At 59.9% G+C, this 15,979-nt stretch carries 16 protein-coding genes and 2 pseudogenes; 4 read left to right on the top strand and 14 right to left on the bottom strand.

The annotated features are described in order from the left end of the window. Positions 1–74 precede the first annotated feature (74 nt). The 7 genes and pseudogenes from GRI59_RS14910 to GRI59_RS14885 form a co-directional block, all read right to left on the bottom strand. Positions 75–1,076 carry a cadherin repeat domain-containing protein gene (locus GRI59_RS14910; protein ID WP_160762027.1) on the bottom strand — a complete coding sequence of 334 codons (1,002 nt, stop codon included), beginning with the start codon at positions 1,074–1,076 and terminating at the stop codon, positions 75–77. Positions 1,077–1,374: 298 nt separating this feature from the next. After that, positions 1,375–1,660 (bottom strand): annotated as a pseudogene (locus tag GRI59_RS14905) (integrase core domain-containing protein); the annotation flags it as partial. A 114-nt stretch (positions 1,661–1,774) separates the two neighbouring features. Further along, complete coding sequence (locus GRI59_RS14900) at positions 1,775–2,197, bottom strand: type II toxin-antitoxin system VapC family toxin (RefSeq protein ID WP_160762026.1); 423 nt, start codon at positions 2,195–2,197, stop codon at positions 1,775–1,777. Continuing rightward, complete coding sequence (locus GRI59_RS14895; protein WP_160762025.1) at positions 2,197–2,460, bottom strand: type II toxin-antitoxin system prevent-host-death family antitoxin; 264 nt, start codon at positions 2,458–2,460, stop codon at positions 2,197–2,199. The genes GRI59_RS14900 and GRI59_RS14895 overlap by 1 nt, the downstream gene beginning before the upstream one ends. 126 nt (positions 2,461–2,586) lie before the next feature. Next, positions 2,587–3,060, bottom strand: coding sequence for a hypothetical protein (locus GRI59_RS14890; RefSeq protein ID WP_160762024.1), 474 nt, complete (start codon positions 3,058–3,060; stop codon positions 2,587–2,589). Between the two features lie 5 nt (positions 3,061–3,065). Then, the gene (locus GRI59_RS15960) at positions 3,066–3,188 is read right to left on the bottom strand and encodes a hypothetical protein (RefSeq protein ID WP_272917035.1); all 123 of its coding nucleotides are present in this window, start codon (positions 3,186–3,188) and stop codon (positions 3,066–3,068) included. 47 nt (positions 3,189–3,235) lie between these two features. After that, a complete protein-coding gene (locus GRI59_RS14885; RefSeq protein WP_160762023.1) occupies positions 3,236–3,721 on the bottom strand; it encodes a hypothetical protein in 486 nt (161 codons plus the stop codon). Positions 3,722–4,440: 719 nt separating this feature from the next. Between GRI59_RS14885 and GRI59_RS14880 the strand changes: the two genes are divergently transcribed. Next, positions 4,441–4,842 (top strand): hypothetical protein, encoded by a 402-nt coding sequence (locus tag GRI59_RS14880; RefSeq protein ID WP_160762022.1) that lies wholly within the window; start codon positions 4,441–4,443, stop codon positions 4,840–4,842. Continuing rightward, positions 4,835–4,942 (top strand): annotated as a pseudogene (locus GRI59_RS14875) (NAD-dependent epimerase/dehydratase family protein); the annotation flags it as partial. The gene GRI59_RS14880 and the pseudogene GRI59_RS14875, both read left to right, overlap by 8 nt. A gap of 872 nt (positions 4,943–5,814) precedes the next feature. On the opposite strand, the gene GRI59_RS14870 reads toward GRI59_RS14875, so the two are convergent. Continuing rightward, positions 5,815–7,686, bottom strand: coding sequence for an alpha/beta fold hydrolase (locus GRI59_RS14870; RefSeq protein ID WP_160762021.1), 1,872 nt, complete (start codon positions 7,684–7,686; stop codon positions 5,815–5,817). Between the two features lie 25 nt (positions 7,687–7,711). On the opposite strand from GRI59_RS14870, the gene GRI59_RS14865 reads away from it, so the two are divergent. Next, positions 7,712–8,782, top strand: a complete 1,071-nt coding sequence (locus tag GRI59_RS14865; protein ID WP_160762020.1) for a hypothetical protein — start codon at positions 7,712–7,714, stop codon at positions 8,780–8,782. Between the two features lie 451 nt (positions 8,783–9,233). On the opposite strand, the gene GRI59_RS14860 is transcribed toward GRI59_RS14865, so the two are convergent. From GRI59_RS14860 to GRI59_RS14845, 5 genes are all read right to left on the bottom strand, one after another. Further along, positions 9,234–10,133 carry a sterol desaturase family protein gene (locus tag GRI59_RS14860; RefSeq protein ID WP_160762019.1) on the bottom strand — a complete coding sequence of 300 codons (900 nt, stop codon included), beginning with the start codon at positions 10,131–10,133 and terminating at the stop codon, positions 9,234–9,236. Between the two features lie 201 nt (positions 10,134–10,334). Further along, positions 10,335–11,219 (bottom strand): fatty acid desaturase, encoded by an 885-nt coding sequence (locus tag GRI59_RS14855; protein ID WP_160762018.1) that lies wholly within the window; start codon positions 11,217–11,219, stop codon positions 10,335–10,337. Further along, positions 11,216–11,410 (bottom strand): hypothetical protein, encoded by a 195-nt coding sequence (locus tag GRI59_RS15690; RefSeq protein ID WP_183363775.1) that lies wholly within the window; start codon positions 11,408–11,410, stop codon positions 11,216–11,218. The genes GRI59_RS14855 and GRI59_RS15690 overlap by 4 nt, the downstream gene beginning before the upstream one ends. Continuing rightward, positions 11,407–12,096 (bottom strand): TetR family transcriptional regulator, encoded by a 690-nt coding sequence (locus GRI59_RS14850; protein ID WP_160762017.1) that lies wholly within the window; start codon positions 12,094–12,096, stop codon positions 11,407–11,409. The genes GRI59_RS15690 and GRI59_RS14850 overlap by 4 nt, the downstream gene beginning before the upstream one ends. A 263-nt stretch (positions 12,097–12,359) precedes the next feature. Further along, a complete protein-coding gene (locus tag GRI59_RS14845) occupies positions 12,360–13,082 on the bottom strand; it encodes a phosphatase PAP2 family protein (RefSeq protein WP_160762016.1) in 723 nt (240 codons plus the stop codon). 161 nt (positions 13,083–13,243) lie between these two features. Here GRI59_RS14845 and GRI59_RS14840 point away from each other — a divergent pair, with 161 nt between their 5' ends. Beyond that, positions 13,244–14,272, top strand: coding sequence for an IS110 family RNA-guided transposase (locus GRI59_RS14840; RefSeq protein ID WP_160762015.1), 1,029 nt, complete (start codon positions 13,244–13,246; stop codon positions 14,270–14,272). 690 nt (positions 14,273–14,962) lie between these two features. On the opposite strand, the gene GRI59_RS14835 is transcribed toward GRI59_RS14840, so the two are convergent. Next, a complete protein-coding gene (locus GRI59_RS14835) occupies positions 14,963–15,964 on the bottom strand; it encodes a 5'/3'-nucleotidase SurE (RefSeq protein WP_160762014.1) in 1,002 nt (333 codons plus the stop codon). Positions 15,965–15,979 lie beyond the last annotated feature (15 nt).

Genomic DNA, 15,979 nt, shown 5'->3' with positions numbered 1-15,979 from the left:
CCACCTGCGGCCAGCCATGGCGCAGGAGGCAATCTTGCACTAACAATCAACACGGACCACTCAGTGGGGGCCGGTCAGCGTTGGTCGCTGCCGAACAGCAGGATCACGCCGCCTGGGCTGATCGGGATGCTGACCCGGGTATCGCCGCCTTCGATGAACACATTGCTGCCGACCCGGACCGCCGTGTAGGCACTGGCCGGCTCATCGAACCCGATCGTGTCATTGCCGCCGGTAAAGCCGCCGCGAATCGCCACATCGCCGCCGACGATGGTAAAGGTCTCGGCATCAAAGCTGGTGCCGAACACATCGACGTTGCCATCAACGATGACCGGTGAGCCTTCGGCCACGATAAGCCGCCCGCGAGCATCAGGATCAGCCAGATCGGGCAGTGGTCCCGGTTCCGCCGGCGCTGTGATCACCGCGGCAGTGTTGGTCGCCACCTGACTGCCGATCTGCAGATTGCTGCCCACAATCGCCAGCGTGCGCACGCCATCGGCGAACACCACGTTGATGCCGGTGGGGCTCACCGGGATGCTGACCCGCGTATCGCCGTCTGCAATCTCGACCCGTGAGCCTACCCGGGTGATGGTGTAGGCGCTCGCAGCGCCAGCAAAGCGGATAATGTCGTCCCCGCCCGGTGCGCCGCTCAGTGCGATCCTGCCAGGCGCATCGATAATGCGGATGTCCTGAAAGCCCGAGGTCAGGAACACTGCGGTGGTCCCGCCGATCCCCCCGGCAAAGCCATCAGGCGCAATCAGCCTGGCCGCAACGCTACGGTCGCCTACGCTGACGTTCAGGGTCTGGGTATCGGTAAAGCTGCCATCGCTGGCACTGACGATCACCTCGTAGAGATTATCACCATCGCTGTCGGCAGGCGCCTCGAAGTCCGGCGCCGCAACAAAGCTCAGCTGACCGGTCACCGGGTTGATCGTGAACCGGCCCGCATCAACCCCGCCCGCAATCGTATAGGTGATGGTGACCCCAGGCGCGCCGCTCGCCGCGACCTGCGTGACCACAGTCTGGCCTTCGGCAATGCTCACCGCGCCAAGAGCGCCGCCGCCATTCGATGTGATCATATTTCCCCCCAAAACTCTATCGTAGCCGCTGCCTTCGCCAAGGAAACCGCACCGCTTGTCAGACAATGCATCGGCCAGATGCATGCCTACCCACGTTTCCGGGAAAATCTAAGGATATATTCCTCAATGGGACCGAGCGAAGCCGTGAGGTACGATCGCCACAAGCGAAAGCAAACGAATTAGCTTTCAGCATTCCACAGGGCGTAGAATCTGCAAGGGTCATGTGGTGATTCGATGAACTTCAGTGGTGGACGCCTAATGACATGACCGGCCCCCACTAAGTGGTCCGTGTTGATTGTTAGTGCAAGATTACCTCCGGCTCCATGGCTGGCCGCAGGTGGAGCGACGCGGAACTGGAGTGCAGCCATGGCCGTGTCGCCGCTTCCGGGGCTGGCGGGCGATAGCGGAGCGAGCTGTGCGGCCGGACGGTGTTGTAGTGTCTGCGCCAGGCTTCGATCAGGATCTGAGGTTCGGCCAGGGTGTAGAAGATCTCCCCGTTCAAGAGCTTGTCGCGCATCAAGCCTTTGAAGCTTTCGCAGAAGCCGTTCTCCCATGGGCTACCTGGCGTGATTGTAGAGCGTCTTCCGGCTTGTGCTTCCTCGCCATTCCGTTCCTCCTTCGTAGCCAATTCTAGAATAGAAATTGGGCCACTCAGAAGGGGCAGACCACCCTTTCAGCATTTGACACTCTGCCAATCGTCATTGCGCATCCTCCCACGGGTTAATGATGCTCACGCCCGACCGGATGAAGTCCCTGGTATTGCGAGTGACGAGGATCAGGTTGTGGACGAGCGCGGTAGCCGCAATCCAATCATCGCGCTCACTGAAGGGGTCGGGGACGTGAAGCGTGGCGCACCGCGACGCAATCGAGCCTGTCATCGGGAGGACCCGGTCTCCGAAGCGCGGGAGAACAATCTCGTCTAACCATTGCCTTAGAATTTCGGCCTGCCTCTTGTCGTGGCTAACCTGCAGGATGCCTAGCTCCAGCTCAAAAACAGTCATGGCTGAGATGAACGCAGCGTCCTCCGCAACGGTTTCCAGCCAAGCGCCGACGAGCACATGGCCACGCCCTGCCGTGATTTTCCGGATTTCGGAGACGACATTAGTGTCGAGCAGATACATCAGACCTCGAAGTCCGCTGGCCGAGACCTGATCGTCGCCTTGGGCGGCTCCCAATCGAAATCATGGTCGGCAGAATTGGGTAAAGCCAGCGCTGCCAATATTGATCGAGGTTTTCCTGCAAGCCGCTCGTACTCCTTGATCGTAAGGACCACGAGCGATGGCTTGCGACGATCGGTGATGAACACCGGCCCGCTCATTGCAGCCTTCTTGATGCGACCAGGTTCGCGGTTGAAGTCCTGACTGCTGAAGGTGGTGCTTGTCATAGCGGCGGCCTTTATGTAGTTAGGTAACTACAAATATCAGTGCCACTGCAAACTGTCAACGAAATGCCAAAAGCGGGCATCAAGGCGTTACCCGTCAGGAGAAGCCGAGCGAAATGGCGCTGGCGGCTAGTTGGCTAGGCTTGCGCAGGCACGGTCGCGGTCGAGTTTCATCGCTGTGCGGATCAACCGGTCGAGCCTTCCGCGAAAGCGGCGTTCGTAGCGCGAGAGCCGCACAACTTCCTCTACCCGCTGGCCAAGGACCCTCAGATCAGACAGCTTGTCTGCCAGAATCAGGTCGATATCCTTGTTGGCATTCTCGATGAGGACGCTCACCCTGCGCAGACGAACAAGCGCCTGGTGCACCTCCCGAATAAGCAGATTCGCATTCCAAACTCCGCCTCCCAGATCGCGGAGGTGATCGAGCAATTCGATATCAGCCTTGCTCAATACCCGTGCGTCAAATTCAACGGGCGAGAAGAGACCATGCTTGCGCGCATTGCGCGCCGATTTGGCCTTTCCTGACAGGCTGATTGGGCCCCTGCTGCGCGCGCCGTTGGCCTGGCTCGCGCGAACAGCTGCCTCGGTGCGGCGGCGTGCCATCTAACTTACACCTCCCCGTCAAAGGGGGAGTCCGATCCGCCCTCTTCGTCTATGACCACCACTGCCTCAAGGTCTTGAGAATCGCAGGCGACCGGCAGCACACCCCGCTGCTTGGCGTCGATCAGCATGATAAGGTGCTGGGCGTGGAGCCGGCGCCGCCGCTCGAACTGATTGATTACGCATCACGCTCACGCACCTCGGCATGTTCCAGCCCCTGGAGCCCCTCAAGGAGTTGGATTTCAGACGATGAGACCCGCCCCAACAACCAGGCAAACTCGGGGTTGTCGAGAATGTCGTCGGTCTCGAACCGCTTGCCCATTGCGTTGCAGGTCTCGAGAACCTGCCGTTCCTCTCGCGTGAGAGGGGGTGGGAAAGGGAACTCTTCATCGTCGGGAACATGTTTCGCCTTGTCGAGCACCGAAAGCACGTCTTTCACGAGCCTGTTCTGCAACCCCGCAACCTGTGCACGGATGCCGTCGATCCGCGCCCAACGGTAAGCGATGTCTTCGACCCACCGCTTTTCGATGAGGCCCTGCGGCGCAAGTTCCAGGGTGAGTTCGTCACGCAGCCATGCCTCACGGTCAATATGCTGACCCGGCAGCGACAGACGCGAACCAGCCGCGGTGGGCGAAACAATGGTGGTCTTAGTCTTGGTAGGCATTGAAGCTCCTTCCGTATGAGGAGCGCCAATCATGTTGTCACGACCTGGATAGGGCCAAGATTGATTCGCAAACGACGTTGACCGATTGCGAGCTATGCCTGGACGCCCCGGCTAACCGCTGCGCGCACACCTTCATGTCAGCCATCTGCGTCGCCGCAACCGTCATTTTCTGGCTGTCGCAAGGGGTCCTGAGCCCAAGGCGCAGGATACGAGGCTCCGATGGAACCTGTAAGAATAAAGAGTGAACATAACTTCCACTCCGCGGTTCAAAAAACTGCAAAACAAACCTGAGCGCAAGTCCGCATGTCTCGCGCTCGCCCGCTCGAAGCTCGCCCCGGCAAAGGTCGTGACAGCATGGTCAGGATGACGCGAGAGGGCCGACAGGGCCAATGCTCAAGGGAGGCGCAAGGATGTAATAGCGAGCAATCTCGGCAGCGGCTGACGACCACCTTGCTTCCCCGCCCACGCGGCACGTGACGTCAACCATAGTCAAACTCGGTGGCGCCGCGCAGCCAATGCGGCGGTCGCAAAACGGAGGAGTAAGAACGGAAGAGTAAATCTCAGAGCAGCTTTTTCAGCTCACGCCCTATCTAGCCCTTGAGCGATAACACCGCTTGACGAGCTTGCTCGATACGCTGAGCTGGCACCCACGCCCGATAACCTGACATGGCGCTCAAGTAGCGTAAGCGGTAGCGCAATAAACATAACAGGCGGGATTGTTGTCCGAATTCTCGGCCCTGACGAGCCTGCAGCCGACCGCTTGCCCTGCAGCCCGTCATACCAGCCGCTCCTGCGCTCTTGCGGCCGACCTGCAAGAGGCCATGACCTTCTTTAGGCACTTATTTTCGCAGCACCCCGGGCAGGATCTCAGCCTTGCCAAGGGGAAAGCGTTTTTCATGAAAGTTCTCATGACTGGCGCGAGCGGACAGCTTGGCGGTGGCCTGCTTGAGCGGATGCCCACAATCCCGCCCATAACTCCATTGGAAGATGAGGCGACAACAGGGTGGCCGAGTTTCGCAGCGCTAGATTGCAGCGAAACCCGGGCCTTTCTGGGAGACGGCCCGATGGATTGGCGCGCCAACCTTCGGCTCATGCTGAACGCAGGGAAGGCGCTTGGCTAATCTGCTCGTCACGGGCGGCGCCGGCTTTATCGGCGGTAATTTCGTCCACTATTGGAATGCGCATCACCCTGAGGATCGCGTGATCGTGCTGGACGCGCTTAGGGGTGGACAGTCACTCCAGCCAACCTAAATGGCTCATCGCCAAGTAATGCGTCCAGCCAGGGCAATACCTGCAAGATTTTGCCGTCGAGGTGTCCATATAAGCCGTCTAGGTCGCCCTAAAGCCGCGCATTCCTCGTATTTGGCGAGGTGATCCGCGGCTGCAATCGAACTACAACGGGATGATCCACTCGCCTGCCCGATGACTTCCAACGAGTCGCCAACCAAATCAAAATCAGGCTCACTCAGGGATTGCGCGAGTTTCAGACCCAGCCGGAGGGCGAGCCATTCGGCGTCGCAGCTCGTGCCGTATCCCAAGTCGTCGAAGAAGTAGGTGGTACCGCGCGCTACCACGGCCGCCTCCAAGGCACCGGGGTTGGGCCGGCAGCCGCCGTCGAAGTAGACTTTAAGCCGTCGCCGGTGAGACACCTGACCGCACCTCTTCGCAATCCTCCGGCAAACTGGCCGGTGCCGAACCACGTCTAAAAGCTAGGATCGAGGGAGCATAGTTGTTTGGCCCAGTTTTGGTAGCTTTCGACCCACAATACGTCGTTTGTGACGGCTACAAAAAATTTCCGGTCCTGACAGAAGCCGCCGATGGCATGCCCCTAAGTGGACGATCGACAGTGCTCCCTAATCCCGGCCATTCATGCCACCCAGCGTGGCCCTTCAACGCGGTCATCCCGAAAAACCACAACCAGAGACCTTACAGGTTAGGGAATTTACCCCACCCGCTGTCGGATTCGAGCGGCTAAGCGCTATTCAGCTAGCGAGCACCTTTGTCACCAATGGCCTTGCCTCATTCCATCTGAGCGCGAGGCGTCCAAATAGTCTGCCTGTAATCCCGGCCACCGACCACACGTTCCTTGCTGTTCACCGGACCGCAAAGCTTCGCTCCAGCGCGGCGCAGACGTCGGGAGCGTGCGATGCATGCAAAAACCGGCCGGCCCCGGCAACTTCTTCAAACAGGCAGCCCGCGATCTGTGATCGCCAATAGTGCTGACCATCTGCCGCGCAAAACAGGGGGTCTTGCGCCCCGAACAGCACAGACCAGCGGCTGCCATTCCCGATCTCGGGCAGCGGGCGCCGCGATCCGAGCGCAGCGTGTTCAGCGACAAAGCCGTACATGCCAAACGCAGACTGCCGCCCGCCACGCACCAGCGCATCCATTTCCGCGGGATCGTCACAGATCGCCTCATCAATAGCGCTGCCCCGCACGCTGGCACGCATAAGGCGCGCGATCTGTTCAGTACTCGTCCGGCGTGAAAGTATGGCGGCAAGCGGAGCCAACATGGCAGGTGTATCGTACACCCAACCCTTTGCCCGGCCCATCATGCCCGAGCGGGCACTATCCAATTCCACCGGAGGATCGGGACCAAGCAGAACGCCCCCTGCTATGCGCTGGCCCAATGCAGCGGCCGTGAATACTGCAGACTGCGCGCCCCCGCGTGCAAGTATGGCAGCGCGATCGATCTTGAGGCTGTTCAGGATATGCTCGACATCGCGCGCTGCGGCATGCCAAATATCGCCGTCGACAAAGTCTGTGAGGCCATAACCTGGCCGCTCGATGACAATGGCCCGGAACCCGGATTGACGCAGTGCCGCCAACATTTTTGGCGATTGCGCACGGCCACCTGTCGTCGTGTGGAATATCAACACTGGCCTTCCGCCCGATGGACCATGATCCGAAACGGCAATTCTGCCGTCGCCGGTTGCGCGTGGAATCAGTCGCAATGGATCGCAGGACACTTTTCCGGGTACCTCGAAGGTAACGTCGCAGGCCTCAGCGAGCGCAGACAAGGCATCGACCTCCGCCATGATTCTCGAAAGATCGACCACGCTCGTGACGCCGCATGCAGCAAAACACGCCTTCAGATCGGCCTTGGCGCGTGCTCCGGATACTCCAACTCGGTCGGCGGCAGCCTTGCGCATCGACCCAGTCGCTATGGCTCTTGCCAGTTTAGCCTGCCGCAATCGCAAGCCGAAAAGCTCCGCAAAGGTCGCATCCGCAAAACGCGGCGGCGTGATTGCGCCCGCTGCGACTGTCAGTGCGAAGCGGATCAGATCGGCCTGGCGCGCAGAGCCCGTCTTGCGCAACAGCGAGGCTACCAGCTTGCGCCCGGTTTCATACGCGATGCCGATCGCCGCGCAGGCCGTACGCAGATCGCCCTCGACCGACAACCGCTGCAGCAACCTAAGCTCGGATGCGGACAAGCCGCAGGCGCGCGCTGCTGCTTGCCAGCAGTCGCTTCCAGGGCTCAATGCCAGCACGACATGCGTGGCGCGACCGCGATCAATGGCCTGCTGGATCACAGTGGAGATTGGCCAGAGCTGGCCCTTCAGCGCCGTTGCCGCAGCCACCGCCACGGGCCGTCCGCAGTTGTCATAGGTGATCGTGGTGACCTGCGGACTAGTAGCCAGCTTGCCGATGATCGGTCCCAAATTGTCCGGATTGCGAAGCCAGTCGGCAAAACGCTGATCGGCGACCACTACGGTACCGTCGGGCAACGCGCCCGCGCAGGCGAAGGCGTCTGTGTAAAAGTCTGCCACTGTCGCCATCGCGGTTTGCCCGCCGCGCGCGATGATGTCTGCCAACACGCTGGGATGTTCATCGATAGCCGCGCCGAAGCCCTCGGGATCGTCGACAAACGGCATCAGCATCGCAGATGAACGCTCGGCCCGCTTGAGGGACGACAGAAAATCGAGAGACCATGACATCGATGCAAAGGTTAACTGCAATTTCATCAACCGCATACACCCAAATGGGGCTGTGTTCCGACCCTTTGCGCGCTTAGCCAACAACCATCAACTTGGCCCTCAGCGCATTCCCGCCGGTAACCAGAGCGATTTGGAGCAGTACAACCCCATGCATAACTCGCTTAAAATCATGGTCGCATTGCTAGTGGCTGTAGGCGTTGCAATTAGCCCGATCAGCGAGATCGGCGCCAAGGACAGCAAACCTGTCAAGGTCGTCTCTGCCAAAACGTTCAAAGGTACGCAGGACATCGTCATCGGCAGCTTCAACGTTGCCTTTGTGATTGAGAAAAAGGACAAGGCTTTCGCAGGGATGGGCCGCCAATATGGCGGAAGTTCAGAAGCCAAGGCACTGCTGGCCGGAGTGAGCGCCGCTGAATATCAGGCCATCACCGATGCCGCCTATGCCGACTTCCTCGCCAAAATGACCGCCGCAGGGTATCGCATTGCCGACCGTTCGGCGCTGATGGCCGATCCGGGCGTGGCAAAGCAGAAATATGTTCCCTCCGGTGCGGAGGCCACGGTGATTTTCGGCAAGGATTCGAAGGCCAAGGCCGTCTATTACGCCCCTACCGCATTCGGGCCGATGGCCATTTCATCGGGCGAGATTGCCGGTGGAACCTTTGCCGGCTTCGGCAATATGGGGCCGTTGATGGCGCGCGGTGCCTATGTGCAGAAAGCCAAGCAGCCGGTTATGAACGTGCGCTATGTCGTCGATTTCGCCGGTACCAAGCATTACGGTGGCGCGTTCGCCATGTCCTCGTCGATCAAGCTCAAGGCACAGCTTGCCATTGTTAGCACGCTGTCCAGCGTCACGCTTCAGGGACTGACCGGCCAAGGCACGATGACACTGGCCCAGCCGATCGCGGTCGAGGGCGATTTCGGCGAACTGGCCGACAGCACCACGCGCGGTCAGAAGATTGACCAAGCGCTGGGTAATGTCATCGGCATCCTAGGCGGCGTAGGCACCAGCAGCCGCAAGCAGTTCACCTTCACCGCCGATGCTGCAGGTTATCGCGATGGCGCGATTTCTGCTAGCACCCGTGCCAATGACCTGTTTGCCGCGCAGCTCGCCGCGCTCAAGTGATGACGCGGATGGGCTAGGCCGCATGAGAAGATACGGACATTGATGGCATTGTACTCTTGATGTTCCCCGTCAGCACCTATGGCCCAGAATTGAGGGTCTGATTTAAGGTGAGATTAGGTCTCGTCGGTCTATCGCCCGACCATCAGAGTGTCAGCTTCTGGTAAAACCGGCCGTTCAGCAACCGGCCTAGTTGCTGTCGCTATATCGGCCTTTTCGTATGGTCGGACGTTGTCCGTTCTTGGCGAAATCTGCCGCTAAATGCGTTGCAGGCGAACGACCGCAAAGTCCCAACAGCAGACGGCCGCTGTCGACCCGGACCCGGTCATTTGCGGTCGCCGCATTGAATGGCTGGTTCCGCCAAATGCAGCCACGCTGCTATTGGTATCGCCGATCAGCCCCGCCTATGGCCGAAGCTAGGTGTTGGGCTGACGCTGTAGCTGTGAGACCTAAGCTATGCTGGATTGAGGTTGGCGTACTTCGGGCAATCAGAACGACAGACGCCGTCATGCGACCATTCCGGCGGGTGCCACAGGTAGGCTAGCTTATCCTCCCATCGGTCCGCTGTGTCTATCCGGTCCTTAAGCTGCCTAAAACCCACAAACTGTGCAGTCAGCGGGTTGTAGTCATAGGTCGGCTTCACAAGGCCGGGGTTTGGTTCCTCGTCGATATGTGCGGTGGTGCCGAACAGGTAATCGAACAGCAAGGTGACCTGGCTGTAATTCCTGTCGATATATTGTAGTTGGTTGGCGTGATGAACTTTGTGCATCTTTGGAGTCATCAGCACCCGATCGAGCCAGCCCAGACGCGGCACCCAGCTGGCATGGTTCCAGATCCCGTATGCATTGGTCAGCACGGTCACCCCGACAAACACCACGGGATCGATACCGATCAACGCTGCCGGCAGCAAGAACAGCGTCTTCACGTGTGGGTCGATGAGAAACCCTCGCGCCGCCGTCGTATGGTTGAATTCGTTCGAGGAGTGATGGATCGAATGGATCGCCCATAGCAGCCCGACGCGATGGGCGAGGCGATGATCCCAATAATAGGCCAACTCATGGATAAGGAACGCAAGCGGAATTGCGAGCCATAGTGCCAGCGTGTCGAATAGTCGAAACTGCTCGAAAACCACGACATAGAGCGTTAGCGGGATAAGGAAACCGATTAACAAGCCGAACACGCTGTTGATCAGGTTGAGCCCAATCGAACAGAGAGCGTCCTTGTTGTTGTATTCGGGATTGCCCCGCAGCGCCCAGAGGCGCTCAAGGATCACGCTACTGAAGTAGGCAGCAGCGAGAACCCAGATGGCAGCGGGGCCGCCGAGGAAGGTGATCGCTTCTTCAATGCTTTCCATAAGTCAAAACTATCATCAAGATCGAGCAACGCAATGTCCGCGATGGGGTTGATTTGAGAATGCTGGCTTAAGGCAATCAAGAGGCAAAAGCTGCAGGGCAGCTTTCGGAATCGCGCACCGGCCCAGCGCATGGCCGCTCGTGGGTGGGTAGCTTCCGGTTTGGATCTGCACGCTGGTGCCTCCGCAAAAGGAGTCGGGCCTTTATAGATCGGCAATATTGCAACCGCGCGCTTCTAGGATCGGCCGCATTTCCCAATAGGCGGCCGGCGTGCGGGTGAGGGGGATATAGGGGTGGAGATGGTGGACGATGTGATATTGCATCCCCATCGAACCGATGTTGCCCAATGGTGAGCGGAAACTGCGCGTGTCGCGATACCGCCCCTGCCCGCCGGAGTGATGCGGGGCCCATGACAGGAAGAACAGCAAATAGGTCGACCCGATCTGCACTGGCAGCCACCACAGGAAGAACGCTTCGAGTGCATGTCCCGTCCACGCCAGCGCGAAAAGAATCGCGAAGTAGGCCAGCCGATAAATCAAGGACAAGGCGATCAGGTCCTTGCGGCCAGCACGTTCGAGCGATGCGAGATAATCCTGCTGCCGCCTACCATTGGGTTGGCGTTCGCGGATCGACGTCCAGACGGCGCTCCACGGCCCCTTGGCGCTGATCTGATGATCGGGATCGAGCAGCGGATCATTGGCGTGGCGATGATGATCCAGATGCGTCACCCGCAGCATTGCAAAGGGGTAGACAATCATCCAGCTGGTGCCATGGCCGACCAGTTCGTTGAGCCATCGCAACCGCGTGCCCGGCCGTGCGATGATATCGTGCTGCGCTTCATGCGTGGGCAGATAGACCAGCGACAGGTTGATCAGGGCAATCGGAAACACGGCCCACAGCGGCAAGGTGCCTGTGAACACCAGCGGCCAAAGCGCCAGCCAGCATGCCATGTTACCAAAGGCCCAGACAAGGATCAGCCATGGGAACATCCCGCTGTGCCGACGCGCAATCTGCCGCTCCATCTTCAAAAGCTGAGCTGCAGGAAGCGCCGCCAAATCCGCCGTGTCAGCCGTCGCCTGTCCTGTCATATCCATCTTCCCTTGAACTGCGCGATCAAGCCCCAGCCGATCGCAACGGCCAGACCGAACGACAGGTTGCCGAATGGCACACTCCAGCCGATGGCGGTCAGCGATTGTGAAATCAGCGGCGCAAGAAAGCCCACCGCAAAGATCAGCGGCAGAAGTTTCGCGACCGCAGCCATGAGCGAGGCGATGCTCATGCTGGCTCATCCAGACCTGCCTGGAACGGCGGTTCAAGTGCGATGACCTTCGCGCGCAAGATTTCCCGGAATTGCGGGGCCGCGTCGACCGCCATTGCCATATAGAGCCCGCGCAGCGCCCTTCGGCGAAATTCGCCGACGCTGATCAACTGATTGGCCCAGTCGCGGAACGGACCTCTAAAACCGATGAATATCTGCAGGCCCAGCGTTTCGGCTGCAACATGGCCTTCTAGCAGTTGGGCGCCGATGGCAGCACGGCACGCCGCGGTCATCATGTCGATGGATATCTGCGCGGCATTGGCAACGGAGGCAGGACCGTCGCCAGCGGCAGCAAAGGCGCCCGGCACACGGTCAGATGCAATCACAACGGCGCGAAAATAGACCTGATCCTCGGCCACAACCGAAAGAGCCGTCTCGATAATGCCCTCGGCCATGGCGAGCGGTGGAAGATCAGCGCCCAATGTGGCCCGGCTACCCACGCGCACCACCCCGTCGGAAACCAACTGACGGATGATTTCGTTCTTGTCCCCGATCAGGTTGTAAAGCGTCGGAGCTGTGATGCCTGCTTCATCAGCCAGTCGGCGCGTGGTCAGCGCATCAAACCCATCGCGCACGATCAGCGTGCGTGCGGCACGCAGGATGTTTTCCCGCCGTTGCCCCATCTTGGGGGACAGTTTTGTCGCCACAAATCACCTCCATGTGACGCGACTCAGGCGCCCGTAGGAACGATATTTATCATCGATACAAGTTTTATCAATGGTAAATTATTGGGCGCAGGTAATCCGGCGTCTGGCTACTACCGTCGGATACAAGGGTGTAATGGGTGCTCTTCAGCTGAGGGGTCGTTTGCGGAATTTCCGCTTTCGGGAAAAATCTCACCAAAGCTGCCGGTCCGGTATCAGGTGCGTTCCTCATCACCGGGAATGACTGATTATGGGTGGTTTCAGGACTAGGGTGAATGGAGCGAAGAGGGCTGCTCGATAGCCTGATGGTCCTGAAGCCATTTGGCGGCGAGCGAACATAGGGCCGCCCATGCAGCCCCGATTACCCAGCCGGCAAGAACATCGCTGGGCCAATGCACGCCGAGGAACACGCGCGTCGTTCCAACCAATAGCGTCAAAAAGATCGCCGCCCCAATGAGGTAAAACTGGATTTGGCGATTAGCCTCACTTCGGGCGAGTAACACCGCCAGCGTCAGATAGACTATCGCGGAATTCATGGCGTGCCCGCTGGGAAAACTGGTCGATGTCGCTTCAACGAGATGCGGGACGATCTCGGGCCGAGGCCGAACAAAAATGCCCTTGATGATAAAACTTAAGACAGCTCCGCAAGATACTGACAGCACGACAAACCCCGCCGTGCTATACCTACGCATTGCGACTAACGATCCCGTGGCCAAAACCGTGACGAGAGTTAGAACGGGCGCACCACCCAGTGCGGTCAAATCGATCAGTGCTAGCTTGATCCAAGAGGGCCCAACTAACTCTGAAGCATCTCCGGCGGTTCTGACAGCACGCATTATCGCCATATCGATTGCAAAAGTGTCGCCTTCAAAAACCTCTGAGGCGAGCTTGGCCATTCCGAATAATGCCGCCGCGCAGATCAGAAACGCGATCAAAAGGCGGCTGTCGCGCCGGTGCGACTTTACTAACCTGCCAATGAAGTTAGCCATATTTGCTCCACGCAAGAACCATCAGCTGAGCCGTAGCACCCTCCCGCATATGGACCAGCAGGTTTAGAGACCGGCATTCTCGAATGTCCGCTTCTGATGTCGTGGACGGCTCTCCACCCCGCGGGGTAATTTCCGCGGATGAGTCGGAGAGGAGAGTGACGATGGAGCAAGTATCGGTTGTTGGGCTGGATCTGGCCAAGTCTGTTTTCCAGGTTCACGGTGTTAACGCGCAGGGCGAGGCTGTTCTGCGACGCAAGCTTTCCCGTGGTCAGCTGCTGAAGCTGTTCGAGAAGCTGCCGCCTTGCCTTGTCGGCATGGAAGCATGTGCCTCGGCCCACCACTGGGCGCGTGAGCTGGCGGCGCTGGGCCACGAGGTGAAGCTGATGCCGCCGCAATACGTGAAGCCCTATGTGAAGCGCGGCAAGAACGATGCTGCCGATGCCGAGGCGATCTGCGAAGCGGTCACGCGGCCAACGATGCGGTTCGTCGGCGCGAAGTCGCCGGACCAGCAGGCAACCATGATGCTGCACCGGGTGCGCAAGATCCTGACCCGCCAGCGCACGCAGATCAGCAATGCCCTGCGCGCGCACATGGCCGAGTTCGGCATCACCGCAGCCATCGGACGCAGAGGCCTGGATCGGCTGATTGCGGCCATCGCCGATCAGGATGATGCGCGACTGCCTGATGAGGCACGGGCCTGCCTTGCCGTGCTGTGCACCCAGCTTGGGATGGTCAAGGAGCAGATCCTCGATAATGACCGGCGCATCCTGGCCGATGCCCGCAAGACCGAGGCAGGCCGCAGGCTGATGAAGATACCCGGCATCGGTCCGCTCCTGGCCAGCGCGATCGTGGCCTGTGTTCCTGACCCTGCTATCTTTGCTGCCGGGCGTAGACTGTCGGCGTGGATCGGCCTGACCCCGCGCCAGAACTCCAGCGGCGGAAAGGAGCGGCTTGGCAGTATCACCAAGGCGGGCAACACCTACCTGCGCGAGCTGCTTGTGGTCGGTGCCATGGCAGTGGTGCGGCAAGCGAAGCAGGGCAGCGCAAAGTGGCCGTGGGTAACGCAGCTTCTGGAGCGCAAGAAGCCCAAGGTTGCTGCGGTTGCGCTGGCTAACAAGAACGCCCGGATCATCTGGGCGATGATGGCAACCGGCGAGGCTTACCGCGAAGCGGAGTTGGCCGCAGCCTGAGAGATCGCGCCCCAGGGCGGTACACCAGTTGGAAAGGGCAGACTGAACTGACGCAACAAGCCGGTTGAAACCGCCGGAGCAGGAAAACCCGTTCGACCCCGGCACTTCGAGTGCGTGTTTTTGGGAGGGACCTGACCCGCGCGAATGGCATCAGGGCCAGCGGCCATGCATAGCCGCGCTTACAGGCCGGACACATGGGCGCCACGACCAGCCAGCGCAGTAAAGAATAACCCTTGCCAACGGAGGGCCGTCCACACAGGGTCGCTTCCTGAACGGCAAGAATCTTCCAGAAGAAAGGCAAACCCGCCATTTGCGGCCCGATCTGATCGGTGACGGCTGTCGACCCAGAGCCGGTCATACACGACCGTCAGATCGAACGTCTGGTCTCGCCAGAAGCCGGCACGCCGCTTTCGGGATCGCGTATCGACCGTGCTTATGACCGATGATGGGTGGAAACCCGAACGGCGGATTTCGGACTGAAGCGGGAGGGCAAAGAGCAGTCTGCCCCTCCCCGCTTCAAGAAATACTGACTAGTGGCGACAGACTGCATCCACTCGCAGGTGGGTGGCCCGGTTTTTCGGCTGCGCCTGCCGAAGCCGGGATCAATCAGGGACGATCAGGATTAGGCGATCGTCTTCTTCATCACAGGCGTCACACCTAACTCGTGTTTTGCGCGGTGGTGCGCAGGGCCTATTGCCCTTGTGCGGGCAGCAGCGCGGCTAGTTCCTCTCGGGTCAGAACTGCGCCGCCGGCCGGATAGGAATAACCGGCCTGCATCGGACTCACCGCGATCGCTTTGCGATAGATTACGCTTTCATCGTCCATTTGCTCGGGCGCGGGCGCGCTGGTGTTGAAGTCGAAGCTGACGCCCGGAAGCGCGGGGATCTCCATGCCACGCGACTGCGCCATCATCTGCATCATCGGCGAAGCGCTGGCCGCCATGTCGGTGGTGAAGCCGACCTTGTAGGCGTTGTAAGTGCCAATCTCGCTCAACTGCCAGCGCGCTCCTGCCGGCTGGTCGGGAAAGTTGACGTTCAGCGCCAGCCCGATGGGCAACAGCGGCCCAGTGCCTGCCGCACGGGCGTCGAGATGAGCGAGAAGTTCGACCGTGCGACCGGCGACAGCGTCCGAAAGCGGATTGTCGAGATTGGCGCCTTCAGTTCCCGCCCCGGCACTCAATGCGATGGCGGGGATGCCGCTTACGGCGGCATATTGCGCCGCGCTGACCGTGCCCGAAGACAGGATGATCGCGCCGACGTTCTGCCCTTCATTGGGGCCGGACAACACCAGATCGGGCGCCTTGCCCCAGCGCGACTTCCCGACCACGTCCAGCCCGTGCAGCAGCGCGGCCACAGGGGTGCCGTCGACATAATAGAAGTCGCCTGCAGGCAGACCTGTGCGGGTCATCGGCCCCGCCCCCGGATCGCCAGCCTGTGCAGCATCGTTAAGGCAGGGCATCTTGAGCGGCGCGACCGGCCGGGCGATGCCTAGCGCAGCGCCCTGCCCGCTCTGGTTCACGCACGGGACCGATACCACCACATCATGCCCGGCTGCCTTCAGCGCCTCGTAAAGCGCCACGACATTGCTGGTCAGGCCATCGTCATTGGTCAGGACAATGTTGCGCGCCGACCCCGTCGCCGGGACAAGGCCGAGCGCACTCACGGCTAGAAGAGCGGTGAGGTATAGACGCATGATAAATCCCCTTGG

The organism is Erythrobacter ramosus (assembly GCF_009828055.1).
Taxonomy (GTDB): Bacteria; Pseudomonadota; Alphaproteobacteria; order Sphingomonadales; family Sphingomonadaceae; genus Erythrobacter; species Erythrobacter ramosus.
This window is presented reverse-complemented; position numbering and strand designations above follow the sequence as displayed.

Excerpts from the sequence above, each read along its gene's own strand:
- GRI59_RS14890 (WP_160762024.1), bottom strand. The coding sequence starts at position 3,060 with ATGGCACGCCGCCGCACCGAGGCAGCTGTTCGCGCGAGCCAGGCCAAC.
- GRI59_RS15960 (WP_272917035.1), bottom strand. The coding sequence starts at position 3,188 with ATGCTGATCGACGCCAAGCAGCGGGGTGTGCTGCCGGTCGCCTGCGAT.
- GRI59_RS14900 (WP_160762026.1), bottom strand. The coding sequence starts at position 2,197 with ATGTATCTGCTCGACACTAATGTCGTCTCCGAAATCCGGAAAATCACG.
- GRI59_RS14860 (WP_160762019.1), bottom strand. The coding sequence starts at position 10,133 with ATGGAAAGCATTGAAGAAGCGATCACCTTCCTCGGCGGCCCCGCTGCC.
- GRI59_RS14895 (WP_160762025.1), bottom strand. The coding sequence starts at position 2,460 with ATGACAAGCACCACCTTCAGCAGTCAGGACTTCAACCGCGAACCTGGT.
- GRI59_RS14845 (WP_160762016.1), bottom strand. The coding sequence starts at position 13,082 with ATGGCTAACTTCATTGGCAGGTTAGTAAAGTCGCACCGGCGCGACAGC.
- GRI59_RS15690 (WP_183363775.1), bottom strand. The coding sequence starts at position 11,410 with ATGAGCATCGCCTCGCTCATGGCTGCGGTCGCGAAACTTCTGCCGCTG.
- GRI59_RS14840 (WP_160762015.1), top strand. The coding sequence starts at position 13,244 with ATGGAGCAAGTATCGGTTGTTGGGCTGGATCTGGCCAAGTCTGTTTTC.
- GRI59_RS14855 (WP_160762018.1), bottom strand. The coding sequence starts at position 11,219 with ATGACAGGACAGGCGACGGCTGACACGGCGGATTTGGCGGCGCTTCCT.
- GRI59_RS14910 (WP_160762027.1), bottom strand. The coding sequence starts at position 1,076 with ATGATCACATCGAATGGCGGCGGCGCTCTTGGCGCGGTGAGCATTGCC.
- GRI59_RS14885 (WP_160762023.1), bottom strand. The coding sequence starts at position 3,721 with ATGCCTACCAAGACTAAGACCACCATTGTTTCGCCCACCGCGGCTGGT.
- GRI59_RS14835 (WP_160762014.1), bottom strand. The coding sequence starts at position 15,964 with ATGCGTCTATACCTCACCGCTCTTCTAGCCGTGAGTGCGCTCGGCCTT.
- GRI59_RS14870 (WP_160762021.1), bottom strand. The coding sequence starts at position 7,686 with ATGAAATTGCAGTTAACCTTTGCATCGATGTCATGGTCTCTCGATTTT.